At 70.2% G+C, this 13,215-nt stretch carries 10 protein-coding genes and 1 pseudogene; 4 read left to right on the top strand and 7 right to left on the bottom strand.

What is annotated here, in order from left to right; genetic code table 11:
• Positions 1 to 196 precede the first annotated feature (196 nt).
• From ACRX5W_RS23990 to ACRX5W_RS23980, 3 genes are all read right to left on the bottom strand, one after another.
• Positions 197 to 1,558 carry a M16 family metallopeptidase gene (locus ACRX5W_RS23990; RefSeq protein WP_436790336.1) on the bottom strand — a complete coding sequence of 454 codons (1,362 nt, stop codon included), beginning with the start codon at positions 1,556 to 1,558 and terminating at the stop codon, positions 197 to 199.
• Positions 1,558 to 2,913 carry a M16 family metallopeptidase gene (locus tag ACRX5W_RS23985; RefSeq protein ID WP_436790335.1) on the bottom strand — a complete coding sequence of 452 codons (1,356 nt, stop codon included), beginning with the start codon at positions 2,911 to 2,913 and terminating at the stop codon, positions 1,558 to 1,560. Before ACRX5W_RS23985 ends, ACRX5W_RS23990 begins: the two co-directional genes overlap by 1 nt.
• Positions 2,914 to 3,103: 190 nt before the next feature.
• Entirely contained in the window at positions 3,104 to 3,349 is a 246-nt protein-coding gene (locus tag ACRX5W_RS23980; protein ID WP_436790334.1) for a DUF2630 family protein, read from the bottom strand.
• 175 nt (positions 3,350 to 3,524) lie between these two features.
• Between ACRX5W_RS23980 and ACRX5W_RS23975 the strand changes: the two genes are divergently transcribed.
• Positions 3,525 to 5,984 (top strand): DNA gyrase/topoisomerase IV subunit A, encoded by a 2,460-nt coding sequence (locus tag ACRX5W_RS23975; protein ID WP_436790333.1) that lies wholly within the window; start codon positions 3,525 to 3,527, stop codon positions 5,982 to 5,984.
• A gap of 297 nt (positions 5,985 to 6,281) precedes the next feature.
• Here ACRX5W_RS23975 and ACRX5W_RS23970 read toward each other — a convergent pair whose 3' ends face one another.
• Positions 6,282 to 6,743 carry an HD domain-containing protein gene (locus tag ACRX5W_RS23970; RefSeq protein ID WP_436790332.1) on the bottom strand — a complete coding sequence of 154 codons (462 nt, stop codon included), beginning with the start codon at positions 6,741 to 6,743 and terminating at the stop codon, positions 6,282 to 6,284.
• Between the two features lie 198 nt (positions 6,744 to 6,941).
• Between ACRX5W_RS23970 and ACRX5W_RS23965 the strand changes: the two genes are divergently transcribed.
• On the top strand, positions 6,942 to 7,844 hold the full coding sequence (locus tag ACRX5W_RS23965; RefSeq protein WP_436790331.1) for a sucrase ferredoxin: 903 nt from the start codon (positions 6,942 to 6,944) through the stop codon (positions 7,842 to 7,844).
• Between the two features lie 15 nt (positions 7,845 to 7,859).
• A pseudogene (locus ACRX5W_RS23960) lies at positions 7,860 to 7,946 on the top strand (zinc-dependent metalloprotease); the annotation flags it as partial.
• A gap of 53 nt (positions 7,947 to 7,999) precedes the next feature.
• On the opposite strand, the gene ACRX5W_RS23955 reads toward ACRX5W_RS23960, so the two are convergent.
• From ACRX5W_RS23955 to ACRX5W_RS23945, 3 genes are all read right to left on the bottom strand, one after another.
• Entirely contained in the window at positions 8,000 to 9,604 is a 1,605-nt protein-coding gene (locus ACRX5W_RS23955) for a solute symporter family protein (RefSeq protein ID WP_436790392.1), read from the bottom strand.
• Between the two features lie 14 nt (positions 9,605 to 9,618).
• The gene (locus ACRX5W_RS23950; protein WP_436790330.1) at positions 9,619 to 10,029 is read right to left on the bottom strand and encodes a DUF485 domain-containing protein; all 411 of its coding nucleotides are present in this window, start codon (positions 10,027 to 10,029) and stop codon (positions 9,619 to 9,621) included.
• A gap of 254 nt (positions 10,030 to 10,283) precedes the next feature.
• The gene (locus ACRX5W_RS23945; RefSeq protein WP_436790329.1) at positions 10,284 to 12,395 is read right to left on the bottom strand and encodes a DNA gyrase/topoisomerase IV subunit B; all 2,112 of its coding nucleotides are present in this window, start codon (positions 12,393 to 12,395) and stop codon (positions 10,284 to 10,286) included.
• A 489-nt stretch (positions 12,396 to 12,884) separates the two neighbouring features.
• Between ACRX5W_RS23945 and ACRX5W_RS23940 the strand changes: the two genes are divergently transcribed.
• Entirely contained in the window at positions 12,885 to 13,115 is a 231-nt protein-coding gene (locus ACRX5W_RS23940) for a DUF7455 domain-containing protein (protein WP_231778030.1), read from the top strand.
• Positions 13,116 to 13,215 lie beyond the last annotated feature (100 nt).

Below are 13,215 nucleotides of genomic sequence, written 5' to 3'. Positions count from 1 at the left end.
GGAGGCGCGTCCAAGTCATCCTTGGGAACTACTTTGCCAGGAGTTGGCGCAACGTGCGGGTGTGGCCCATGGGTCGCGGAGGAACCGTGACGCGATTTTGATCACGCCGGTCGGTCGCCGCGCCGGGTCACCCGGCCACCGGACCGGTAGGAGTTGCCGGACCTGCCGGACCTGCCGGACCTGCCGGAGCACCGGCTCACTCGATCACCGTGACCGGCCCGATCCCGAGCCCTTCGAGCGGTTCGCGGATCTGCGTCGCGTCGCCGACGAGCACGACGACCAGGCGCGCGGGGTCGAATCCGGCGACCACGGCGTCCGACGCCTCGGCGGTGGCGACGGCGCCGAGGCGCGCGTACAGGCCCGGCAGGTAGTCGTCGGGCAGCCGCTGCGCGACGACGTCGGCGATGGCGTCCGCGACCGCGCGCGAGGTCTGGTACTTCAGCGGCGCGACACCGACGAGGTTCTGCACAGCGGCGTCGCGCTCGTCGTCGGTCAGTCCGTCGGCGGCCAGCGTGGTGAGCACGGTCGCCATGTCGGCGAGCGCGGGCCCGGTCACGTCGGTCTCGACCGATCCGGTGATCGCCAGCAGCGCGCCGGAGCGCAGCGACTGGTTGAGCGCGCGGACGCCGTACGTGTAGCCCTTCTCCTCACGCAGCACGCGGTCGAGCCGCGAGGTCAGCGTGCCGCCCAGGCAGTAGGTGCCGATGCTCAGCGCCGGCCACACCGCGTCGTGCCGGTCCGGGCCGAGGCGCGCGGCGAGGAGCTGCGTCTGCACGCTGCCCGCCCGGTGCACGACGACCACGCGGGCGGTGTCGTCGGCGGGGGCCGGGACTACCTCGGTGGCGGGCGCGTCGCTGCCGGTCCACCGGCCGAGCGTACGTTCGAGGATGCCGTCGAGGTCGACGCCGTCCAGGTCGCCGACCACGACGACGGTGGCGGTCGCGGGGCGCACGTGCGCGGCGAAGAAGTCGGCGACCGCGGCCCGGTCGACGCGCGCGACGGACTCCGTGGTGCCCGCGCGCGGACGCGAGATGCGTGCCGACGCGTCGAACAGCTCGGCGTACAGGGCGATCGCGGCCCGCCGCGCGGGGCTGGCGAGCTCGTGCACGATCTCGTCGAGCCGCTGGCGCACCAGCCGGTCGACCTCGTCGGTCGGGAAGGCGGGGGCGCGGACCGCGTCGGCGAGGAGTCCGAGGGCGCGTTCGAGGCGGGAGGCGGGGACGTCCAGCGCGACCTGCACACCGGAGTGGTCGGCGCCGGCGTCCATCGTGGCGCCGCAGCGCTCCAGTTCGGCGGCGAACGTCTCGGCGTCCATGGTGTCGGTGCCCTCGCTGAGCGCCCGCGCCATGATCGTGGCGACGCCGTCGATGCCCTCCGGCTCGGCGTCCAGCGGCGCGTCGAGCAGCAGTTCCACCGCGACGACGCGTTGGCCGGGGCGGTGGACCCGCAGCACCGACAGGCCGTTCGCCAGCCGGGTGCGCTCCGGGCTCGGGAACGTCCACGGCTTCTCCGGGCCCGCGCCGGGACGCGGGTGGAACACCATCGTGGTCTGCGTCATCAGGCGGCCTGCCCCTCGGCGTCGTTCGCGGTGCGGTTGTCGGTGCGCGAGTCGGTGTCGTCGTCGCCGGTGTCGTCCGCGTCGAGTTCGTACACCAGCACCGCGCGGTTCTGGGACACGAGGCGCTCGGCGGCGACCGCGCGGACTTCCTCGGCGGTGATGTCCAACACCCGGTCCAACTCGGTGAATGCGAGCGAGGCGTCACCGAACAGCGTCGCGTAGCGGGCGAGTTCGTCGGCGCGACCGCCGACCGTCGCCATCCGGTCCAGCCAGCCGCGCTCGATCTGCGCCTGGGCGCGCTCAAGTTCGGCCGCGGTGGGCCCGTCCGCGGCGAACCTGGCCAGCTCCTCGTCGACCGCGGCGTCGACGTCCGCGATCTTCGCGTCGCCGGACGCCTTGACGTCCAACAGCGCGACCGACGGCGCCCCGACCAGCCGCATGATGCCGAACCCGGCGTAGACCGCCAGCTCGTCGTGGCGGACCAGCCTCATGTTGAGCCGGGAGCTCTCGCCCTCGCCGAGCACGGTCAGCGCGAGGTCCGCGGCGTCGGCCTCGCGGGCCCCGTCGACCGGCAGCCGGTATGCGGCCATCAGCGACCGCGACGGCACGTCCTCGTACACCGTCTCGCGCAGCTCGGCCCCGATGACCGGGGGCAGGGTGCCGTCGGCCGGGGTCGGCTTGCCGTCGTGGGCCGGGATCGTGCCGAAGTACTTCTCGATCCACGCGAGCGTCTGCTCCGGGTCGATGTCGCCGACCACCGAGAGCACCGCGTTGTTGGGCGCGTAGTAGGTGCGGAAGAACTCCTGGCAGTCCGCGAGCGTGGTCGCGTCGAGGTGTTCCATCGAGCCGATCGGCATGTGGTGGTACGGGTGCCCGACCGGGAACGCCATCGCGACCAGGCGCTCCCACGCGGTGCCGTACGGCACGTTGTCGTAGCGCTGGCGTCGTTCGTTCTTCACCACGTCGCGCTGGTTGTCCAGGCTCTCCTGGGTCAGTGCCTCCAGCAGGCCGCCCATGCGGTCGGCCTCCAGCCACAGCGCCAGCTCCAACTGGTGCGCCGGCATGGTCTCGAAGTAGTTGGTGCGCTCGAAACTCGTGGTGCCGTTGAGCGATCCACCGGCGGACTGCACGAACTCGAAGTGCTGGTTGCCGTGTACGTTGGCGGAACCCTGGAACATCAAATGCTCGAACAGGTGCGCGAGGCCCGTGCGGCCCGGCTTCTCGTGCCGCGATCCGACGTCGTACCACAGGCACACGGCGGCAACCGGATCGACGTGGTCTTCCGACAGCACCACCCGCAAACCGTTGGCGAGCCGGTGCTCGGTCGCCGTGAACGTCTCGGCCAGACCAGCCATGCCCCATCAGTCCTCTCCGCCGACGCCTCGCGGCCCACCACCACGAGAGGCCGCATCGGCGGCCCGCAGGCAACCTTACTGACCAAAACAGCCGCTTCCGGGCCGTCGCCGCAGACGTTCGCGGCGGGCGAAGCCGGGAACAAAAAGCCGCGCGCGCCCGTCCGGCGCGCGCCTGACACCGGGACGGGCCCTACTGCTGATAACCCTCGACCTCGCGCTCCGGACGGACCGCCGCGGCGTTGGGGTCCTCGCGGGCGTCCCGGCGGGCCCGGCGCTGGCGCAGCAGGTCCCAGCACTGGTCGAGTTCTACCTCGATGGCGTGCAGGAGCTGCTGCTCCTCCTCGGCGGTGATCCTGCCCTGGGCGAGCTGGTCGCGCAGCGCGTGCTCGGTTTCGACCATCGAGCGGATGCGGTCCAAGATCTGGGGGTCGTCCATGACATTCCTCCTTACACCGCGTGGGACCGGCGAACACTGGCCCCTTCCCGCTCCGGGCCCACCTCATGCCCGCAAACCCGGACGTTCCCCGCAGTGACCGGGTCGCTGCACCCGGATGTCGTACCGGGGGGACACAATGGCCCCGACCACCTCAAGCCAAGGAGACCGCCGCAGTATGGCCCGCCGCAGCACGAAGACGCCTGGCCAGGACCAGCCCGACACCTTCGAGGAACGCATCCTCGACATCGACGTCGTCGACGAGATGCAGGGCTCGTTCCTGGAGTACGCGTACTCGGTCATCTACTCGCGCGCGCTGCCCGACGCACGCGACGGCCTCAAGCCGGTCCACCGACGCATCCTCTATCAGGCCAACGAAATGGGCGTGCGGCCCGACCGCGGCTACGTCAAGTGCGCGCGCGTCGTCGGCGAGGTGATGGGACGCCTGCACCCGCACGGCGACGGCGCCATCTACGACGCGCTCGTGCGCCTCGCCCAGCCGTTCTCGATGCGGCTGCCGCTCATCGACGGGCACGGCAACTTCGGCTCGCTCGGCAACGACGACCCGCCGGCCGCGATGCGCTACACCGAGAGCCGCCTCTCGCAGGCCGCGATGCTCATGGTCGAGTCGATCGACGAGGACACCGTCGACTTCGCGCCCAACTACGACGGCCAGGAACGCGAACCGCAGGTCTTGCCCGCGTCGTTCCCGAACCTGCTGGTCAACGGCACCTCCGGCATCGCGGTCGGCATGGCCACCAACATGCCGCCCCACAACCTGACCGAAGTCGTCGCCGCCGCACGCGAGTTGATCCGCCGCCCGCACGCGACGCTCGCCGACCTCATGAAACACATCCCCGGCCCCGACCTGCCGACCGGGGGCCGCGTGGTCGGGCTGAGCGGGGTGCGGGACGCGTACGAATCGGGCCGCGGGACGTTCAAGATCCGCGCGACCGCGACCGTCGAGAACGTCACGCCGCGGCGCAAGGGCATCGTCGTCACCGAACTGCCGTACAACGTCGGTCCGGAGAAGGTGATCGCCAAGGTCAAGGAGCTTGTGCAGAACAAAAAGCTCCAGGGCATCTCCGACCTGAAGGACCTCACCGACCGCTCGCACGGCCTGCGCCTGGTCATCGAGGTCAAGAACGGTTTCAACCCCGAGGCGATCCTCGAACAGCTCTACAAGCTGACGCCGATGGAGGAGACCTTCGGCATCAACAACGTCGCCCTCGTCGACGGACAGCCGCTCACCCTCGGCCTCAAGGAGCTCCTGGAGGTCTACCTCGACCACCGGTTCGAGGTCGTGCGCCGTCGCAGCGAATTCCGCCGCGGCAAGCGCCAGGACCGCCTGCACCTGGTCGAGGGCCTGCTGATCGCGCTCATCGACATCGACCGCGTCATCGAGCTGATCCGCGGCAGCGACAACGCGGCCCAGGCCAAGGAACGCCTGATGGAGTCCTTCGAGCTCTCCGACATCCAGGCGAGCTACATCCTGGACACGCCGCTGCGCCGCCTGACCCGCTTCGACCGCATCGAGCTGGAAGGCGAGCGCGACAAACTCCGCGCCGAGATCGACGAGCTGACCGAGATCCTCAACTCCGACCAGCGGCTCCGCAAGATCGTGTCCGACGAGCTCGCCGCGGTCGCGAAGAAGTACGGCACGCCGCGCCGCACGGTGTTGCTCGAATCGGCCGGCTCCCCGGCCGCCGCGGTCCCCCTCGAAGTCACCGACGACCCCTGCCGCGTGCTGATGTCGTCCACCGGCCTGCTCGCCCGCACCCCGGGCGACGAGGCGCTGCCGACGGAAGGCGCGCGGCACAAGCACGACCTCGTGGTCTCCGCGGTCGGCACGACCGTGCGCGCCGAGCTGGGCGTGGTCACCGACACCGGGCGCCTACTGCGCCTCAACGTCGTCGACCTGCCCGCGCTGCCGCCGAGCCACACCGCGCCGAATCTGTCGGGCGGGGCCCCGATAAGCGAGTTCGTGGCACTCCAGGCCGACGAGAAGGTCGTCTGCCTGACGACGCTCTCCCCCGACTCCCCCGGCCTGGCCCTCGGCACCGTGCAGGGCGTCGTCAAACGCGTCACCCCCGACTACCCGACGAACAAGGAGGAGTTGGAGGTCATCGCGCTCAAGGAAGGCGACCGCATCGTCGGCGCGGTCGAGCTGCGCACCGGGGACGAAGACCTCGTCTTCATCACCGACGACGCGCAACTTCTGCGCTTCCCCGCTTCCCTGGTACGGCCGCAGGGCCGCGCTGCGGGCGGCATGGCCGGGATCAAACTGGGCACCGGCCGCTCGGTCGTCTCCTTCAACGCGGTCGATCCCGCAGCCGACGCCGTCGTGGTGACCGTCGCGGCGTTCAGCGGCGACGCGCTCTTCGGCGCCGAGCACGGGACCTGCAAGGTGACGCCGTTCGAGGAGTTCCCACGCAAGGGCCGCGCGACCGGCGGCGTCCGCTGCCAGCGCTTCCTGAAGGGCGAGACGACCCTGGCGCTCGCCTGGGCGGGACCGGCTCCGGCGCGTGCGGCCAACGCCGCGGGCACCCCGGCGCAGCTCCCGGACATCGACCGCCGCCGCGACGGCTCGGGGACGCCTCTTGCCAAGCCGGTCGCCGTGGTGGCCGGTCCGGTGTAGGCCGCGACTCCCGCCACCGTGCTCGCGCCGGGACAGCGTCCCGTCGACCACGGCCGGTGCCCTTCCTGCGCCCGTCCGCGTCTCGCGGTCGAACACAGGAAGGGCGCCGGCAGGCGCGACGGAAGGCACCGGCGGGTCGAACTCACGGCATCGTCGGGGCGTGTGGCCTGGGGCTCGGCGTTCTCGTTTTCCGACGCGTGCGTCCACCGGGAGAGCCACGGTGCGACGCGGCGAAACGGCGTTCGACAAATCGCGCTGACGCCCGGTTCGCGCAGGATGGCCGGCGCGCGGGTGAGCTCAGTGTGCCGCGCCCTCGCGGGCGTAGCCGTCGAGCAGCGCGAGGGAGCGGGCGTACTTGGCGCGGAGGCGGACCTGGGTCGCCTCGTCGAGTTGGCCGAGGCGGGCCTCGGAGCGGTTGTCGGCGATGTCGGCACGCTTGACGACGCACGCGATCGGGTCGGCCGCTGCGCGGGACATGCTCGCCTCCAATGGCTCGCCCGGCAGCTTCGTCAGCGCGACGACCGCCGTGACGACCCGCTCCGGACACCCCGCGCTTCGCAGATCCTGCACGGTGACGTCGGTGTCCTCGATGACGTCGTGGAGGACCGCGGCCATCTGCTCCCACACGCCGTCGACCTCGCGCATGACGCGCAGCGGATGGGCGATGTAGGGCTTGCCGCCCTTGTCGAGCTGCCCCTCGTGGGCACGCCTCGCCAGCGCCACCGCGTCGTCGAGTGTGAAGGCGGGTTTCGAGTCCATGGACGGTCCACTCCCCCCGGAGTCGGTTCGTCCCCCCACCGTAGTCCGCCGTGATCGCCTCCGGTCACCGAAGATCGCCGCGGCCGGATCGGATTGGGCTGCGCGGTCTCGGGTACACCCGGCGCCGAGCGCGCGCCGAACGGTCCGGAACCCCCGGCGCCGCTCGCCCGAGAAGTTGACCATGTACGGTACACATCCGTGACGACCTGCTCTTTCCTGTCCAGCGCCCACGCCGAGCCGATGGCCGGCACGGCGCCGACCGCGCGCGGCTGGCTGCTCATCGAGCATCCGGGGCCGTGGGCGGCCAAGGCGCTGACGGGCAGCCGCGGTCTCGACCCGGCGATCGGCGGCGAGATCGAACGCCAGGCGGCCGCGGCCGGTTTCCGTGCGACGCTGATCCGCACCCCGGGGCGCACGACCGAGTCCGCGCAGCCGCGCACGGTGTTCCTGGTCTGGACGGAACCCGGAGCGACCTGGGCCCGCCGCCTGGAGATCGACACCCCGGCGGATCTTCTGGCCCACGACTTCGCCGCACTCGCCGGTTCCCGCCCGCCGACACTCGGTGCCCCGCACGACGAGCCGCTGATCCTGGTGTGCACGAACGGAAAGCGCGACCGCTGCTGTGCCACGGCCGGGAGGCCGCTCGCCGAGGCGCTGAGCGTACGGGTGCCGGGGGCCGTCTGGGAGGCGACGCACCTCGGCGGGCACCGCTTCGCCCCCACCGCGCTCGTGCTCCCGGACGGCTACGTCTACGGGCGCCTCGACCCCGACTCCGCCGTCTCCGCACTGAACGCCGCGCGGACCGGCGCCATGCTGACCGCGGACTGCCGCGGGCGCTCCACATGGTCGCGGCCCGCCCAGGCCGCCGAGCTGGCCGTACGCGAGGACATACTCGAATTCGGCGCCGACCGGCTGCGTGTCGCCGCCCCGGAACCGCACGGCGACAGCGCCTGGACCGTCCGCGTCGACCACGTCGACGGGCGTACGTGGACCGTCGAGGTCACCGCGCAGCCCGAGAGCCCCGCCCGCCCCGAGAGCTGCGGCAAGGACGTCGGCAACCCGCTCAGCATGCGACCGCGCCTGGTCACGCCCGCGCACTGAGGGGCAAGCCGACCCGCGCTGCGTGAGACCGCCCACCAGCGGCTGTTCGCGCATGTGCCGTGGCCGCGCCGGCACCTGTTCGGCGCGGTCGACGCGTACGCGATCCGGCGCAGATCCGCCGACCAGGCGCGCCGCACACAGCCGGGGCCCGCCGGTCAGTGCGCTCCCGCGCCGGTCAGCGCCCGGACCTCCATCTCGGCGTACTTCGAGGCGTCGGAGCCCTGCTTCGAGGTCAGCGTGCCGATCACGCCCGCGAGGAACCCGCACGGAATCGACACGATCCCCGGGTTGTCCAGCGGGAACCAGTGGAAGTCCACACCCGTGGCCAGCGGGTTCGGGCCGCCGGAGACGACCGGCGAGAAGACCACCAGCACGACCGACGAGATCAGCCCTCCGTTGATCGCCCACACGGTGCCACGCGTGTTGAACCGGCGCCAGAAGAGCGTGAAGAGAATCGTCGGGAGGTTCGCGGAAGCCGCCACCGCAAACGCGAGCGCGACAAGGAACGCCACGTTGAGCCGCTGCGCGGTCAGGCTCAGACCGATCGCCACCGCGCCGATGAGGATCGCGGACACGCGCGCGGCGGCCAGCTCGTGCCTCTCGTCGGCCCGGCCCTTGCGGATCACGGACGCGTACAGGTCGTGCGCGGCCGACGCCGACGACGCGAGCGTGAGCCCGGCGACGACGGCCAGGATCGTCGCGAAGGCCACCGCCGCGATGACCGCCAGCAGCACCACACCGCCGACCGAGTCTGCGCCGCCGCCCAACTCCTGCGCGAGCAGCGGCAGCGCCGTGTTGCCTGCCTGGTTGGACTCGCGGATCGTGTCCGAGCCGAGGACCGCCGCCGCACCGAAGCCGAGCACGATGGTCATCAGGTAGAAGACGCCGATCAGGCCGATCGCCCACATGACCGAGCGACGCGCGGCACGGGCGGTGGGCACGGTGTAGAACCGCACGAGGATGTGCGGAAGCCCGGCGGTTCCGAGGACCAGCGCAAGCGCGAGGCTGATGAAGTCGAGACGGCTGGTCAGCGACGTACCGTACTGAAGCCCTGGTTCCAGGAATTTCTCACCGTGGCCGCTGGTCTGGGCCGCCGCGTGCAGCATCGCGTCGACGTCGCCGCCGAAGCGGACCAGGACCAGCACCGTCAACGTGATCGCTCCGGCCATCAGCAGGCCGGCCTTGACGATCTGGATCCAGGTGGTGGCCTTCATGCCGCCGAAGGCCACGTACACGATCATCAGGGCGCCGACGGCGACGATCGTGAGCGTCCGCACCGAGCCGTCCGCGTCACCGAGCAGCAGCGCGACCAGGGAGCCTGCGCCGACCATCTGGGCCAGCAGGTAGAACACCGACACGACGATCGACGAGGCCCCCGCGGCGGTGCGGACCGGGCGCTGGCTCATGCGAAACGCCAGGACGTCCGCCATCGTGTAACGGCCGCAGTTGCGCACGAGTTCGGCGACCAGCATGAGGACGACGAGCCACGCGACGAGGAAGCCGATCGAGTACAGAAAACCGTCGTAGCCGACCAGCGAGATCAGCCCGGCGATGCCCAGGAACGACGCGGCGGACATGTAGTCGCCGGAGATCGCCAGGCCGTTCTGCGCCGCGGAGAACTCGCGTCCGCCGGTGTAGAAGTCGTTGGCGGTCCGGCTGTGCCGGCTCGCCCACGCGGTGATCGCGAGGGTGACGGCGACAAAACCCACGAACAGGCCGACGGTGAGCAGCCGGTGGTCTCCCTGCGTCCCGACCGCCATGGTGTACGGCCCGGTCACCGCAGGCGCTCCTGCGTCTCCCAGCGCAGTGCGAGCGCCGCCCGGTCGCGCTTGCGGACCGCGTTGCGGGCGTACAGCCACGTGATGAGGAACGTCGAGACGAACTGGGCGAGCCCGAAGGCGAGACCGACGTTGATCTCGCCGGCGATGGGCCGGGCCATGAGGTCGCGCGCCAGGGTCGTGGCGAGCACGTACGCGAAGTACCAGGCCAGGAACAAGGCCGTCATCGGGAATACGAAATCCCGGTAGCGGCGGCGGATTTCCTGGAACTCGGGGCTCGCCTGCACGTGGAGGTAGACGTCCCCGGGCTGTTCCTCCCGGCGGACGCCGTCGGTCCGCGCGACCGGGTCGGGCCCTCGGTCGGGCGCGAGCCCGTGCTCACGGGCCCGGTACGAACTGGTGGTCACGGAAATTCTCCTCGTCCGGTGACCGCCCCTGCGGTGGGACGCGTCGCGCCCTCGGAGCCGTGGAGGCGGACCGGACTTAAGCATGCAAACCATGCGACGCTCGGATGGCCCGGGTCACTCCTGGTTCACACGATCGAATGAAATGTCCCGCAAGACCCGTTTCTTGCCCGCCGCGACATGCGAAAGGGCCCGGAACCAGGTGGTTCCGGGCCCTTCCCGCACCGAACGGTCATCCGGTCGGCATCGTTGTCCTGCTAGGTATCGATCCGCGAACGGTCAAGCAGCGCAGCGGAGTTCGTGATGAACTCCTTACGCGGCGCCACCTCGTTGCCCATCAGCAGGTCGAACACACGCTCCGCGGCTTCGAGATCGCCGAGGTTGATGCGCCGCAGTGTGCGCCGGCGCGGGTCCATCGTGGTCTCCGCGAGCTGATCGGCGTCCATCTCACCGAGGCCCTTGTAGCGCTGCACCGGCTCCTTGAAGCGGATTCCCTTGCGCTGGAACTCCAGCAGCGTCTGCTTCATCTCGTTGTCGGAGTAGGTGTAGTGGTACTTCTCCTGCCCTCTCTTGGGGCTGGCGATCTCGATGCGGTGCAGCGGCGGCACCGCGGCGAAGACCCGGCCCGCCTCGACCATCGGGCGCATGTAGCGCTGGAAGAGGGTCAGCAGCAGACAGCGGATGTGCGAGCCGTCGACATCGGCGTCCGCCATGAAGATGATCTTGCCGTAGCGCGCCTGGTCGATGTCGAAGGTGCGGCCCGAACCCGCCCCTATGACCTGGATGATCGCGGCACACTCGGTGTTCTTGAGCATGTCCGTGACCGAGGCCTTCTGGACGTTCAGGATCTTGCCGCGGATCGGCAGCAGCGCCTGGTACTCCGAGTCCCGCGCAAGCTTCGCGGTGCCGAGCGCCGAGTCACCCTCGACGATGAACAGCTCGCTGCGGTCCACGTCGTCGCTGCGGCAGTCCGCCAGCTTCGCGGGCAGCGCGGAGGTCTCCAGCGCGGTCTTGCGGCGCTGCGCGTCCTTGTGCTGGCGCGCCGCGATCCTGGTGCGCGCCGCCGAGACGACCTTCTCCAACACCGCGCGTGCCTGCGCCTTGTGGGTGCGGTTGTTGGTCGTCAGGAACGCCTTCAGCTCGCGTGAGACGACACCGGCGACGATGCGCGCCGCTGCGGAGGTGCCCAGCACCTCCTTGGTCTGTCCCTCGAACTGCGGCTCGGCGAGCCGGACGGTGACCACCGCGGTCAGCCCCTCCAGCACGTCGTCCTTGGCGATGTCGTCCTCGGACACCCGCAGCAGCTTCGCGCCGCGCAACGCGTCGTTGACCGTCTTGCGCAGCGCCTGCTCGAAGCCGGCCACGTGCGTGCCGCCCTTGGGGGTGGCGATGATGTTGACGAACGAGCGAACGGTGCTGTCGTATCCGGTGCCCCACCGCAACGCGACGTCGACGCCGAGCTCGCGCCGCACTTCGGTCGGGACCATATGGCCCTGGTCGTCGAGAACCGGCACGGTCTCCTTGAAGGTGCCGTCACCGCTGATGCGGATAACGTCGCAAATCGGCCGGTCCGGAGCGAGGAATTCACAGAACTCGCTGATGCCGCCCGAGTAGTGGAACGTCTGCTCGTCGACTGCCTCGGAATTTCGCTCATCGCGAACAACGAGGGTCAGTCCGGGAACGAGAAATGCAGTTTGGCGCGCCCGATTGTGCAGCAACTCGACATCGAGACGGGCTTCCTTGAGGAAGATCTGCCGATCGGCCCAGTAGCGCACACGCGTGCCGCTCCGGGTGCGCGGGACCTTGCCGGTCTTGCGCAGACCCCCTCCGGCACTGAACGCGGCGTCCGGTCCGTCACCCGTGAACTGCCCCGGTGTACCCCGCCGGAAGCTCACGCTGTGTGTCGACCCACTGCGGTCCACCTCGACGTCGAGACGCGCGGAAAGCGCGTTCACCACCGAGGCGCCGACGCCGTGCAGGCCGCCGGATGCCGCGTAGGAGCCGCCGCCGAACTTGCCGCCGGCGTGCAGTTTGGTCATCACGACCTCGACGCCGGACAGCCCGGTTTTGGGCTCGACGTCGACCGGGATACCCCGCCCGCTGTCACGCACCTCAACCGATCCGTCGTGGTGAAGGACCACGTCAATGCGGGTCCCGTAGCCGGCGAGCGCCTCGTCGACCGAGTTGTCGATGATCTCCCACAGGCAGTGCATGAGGCCGCGGCTGTCGGTGGAACCGATGTACATGCCGGGCCGCTTGCGCACCGCTTCGAGTCCTTCGAGGACAAGCAGGTGCCGTGCCGTGTAGTTCGAGTGGTCGGGCTCGCCCGCCAGAAGCGCGGTGGACTGCGCAGTCGTCTGGGCGGTCACGCGGTGCAACTCCCCTGAGTCGTTGGGTGCGTCGGTGGAACGTGCTGTGGTCGGCGGGCGCGCGGGTGCGGCCGGGATTCCTGTAGGGCCTTGCGGGTTCGGCTCCCGGGGCGATCATCCGCGCGACGCCGACGCAAGGCTACCGGGGCGCGGTGACCGCCTGGCGACGGCTCACCGCATCAGCGTACCCGAGAGTCGAACTTACGTTCGATGACACGATCGAGTGATGGCATGAACCATGTCGCGCCGGGGCACGTCCATATGCACAGAGACACACCGATGACGTACCGATGCGGCGTTCGAAGCTGGTCCGGAGTCGCAGTCTGTACGTACGAGACGGACATCACGGAAGGGTTCCGGCAAGAACTCAGGGAAAATGGGGTGTGCCCAACCGGGGTCGAACATGACACGATCATCCCCGGGAACGTTCGAGACTGGTTTGATGTTGTGAACATCGATGCAGTCCTCGTCGAGTAGAGAAGAGGCGACGTGAATTCGGTTCTGACTCCCGCCAGTCCGTTGACGGCCGCCGACCGTTGTGACCGGTGCGGCGCACAGGCATACCTCCGGGTGGTTCTGGCCAGCGGTGGAGAGCTGCTGTTCTGTGCCCACCACGCACGCAAGTTCGAGCCCGAGCTTCGCAAGGTCGCCGTCGAAATACAGGACGAGACCGACCGCCTGACGGCGACCCCGGCATCGGCGTCCGCAGAAGAGCGCTGATCAGACAACACCCTTCGACCACCCGACGAGACCCCATTTGTGCGCTTCCTGAGGATCCCTGACGGATCGCAGCGGTGGCGGCCACCATGCCCGGTGGCCG

It is taken from the genome of Yinghuangia sp. YIM S10712 (assembly GCF_051388935.1).
GTDB lineage: Bacteria > Actinomycetota > Actinomycetes > Streptomycetales > Streptomycetaceae > Yinghuangia.
This window is presented reverse-complemented; position numbering and strand designations above follow the sequence as displayed.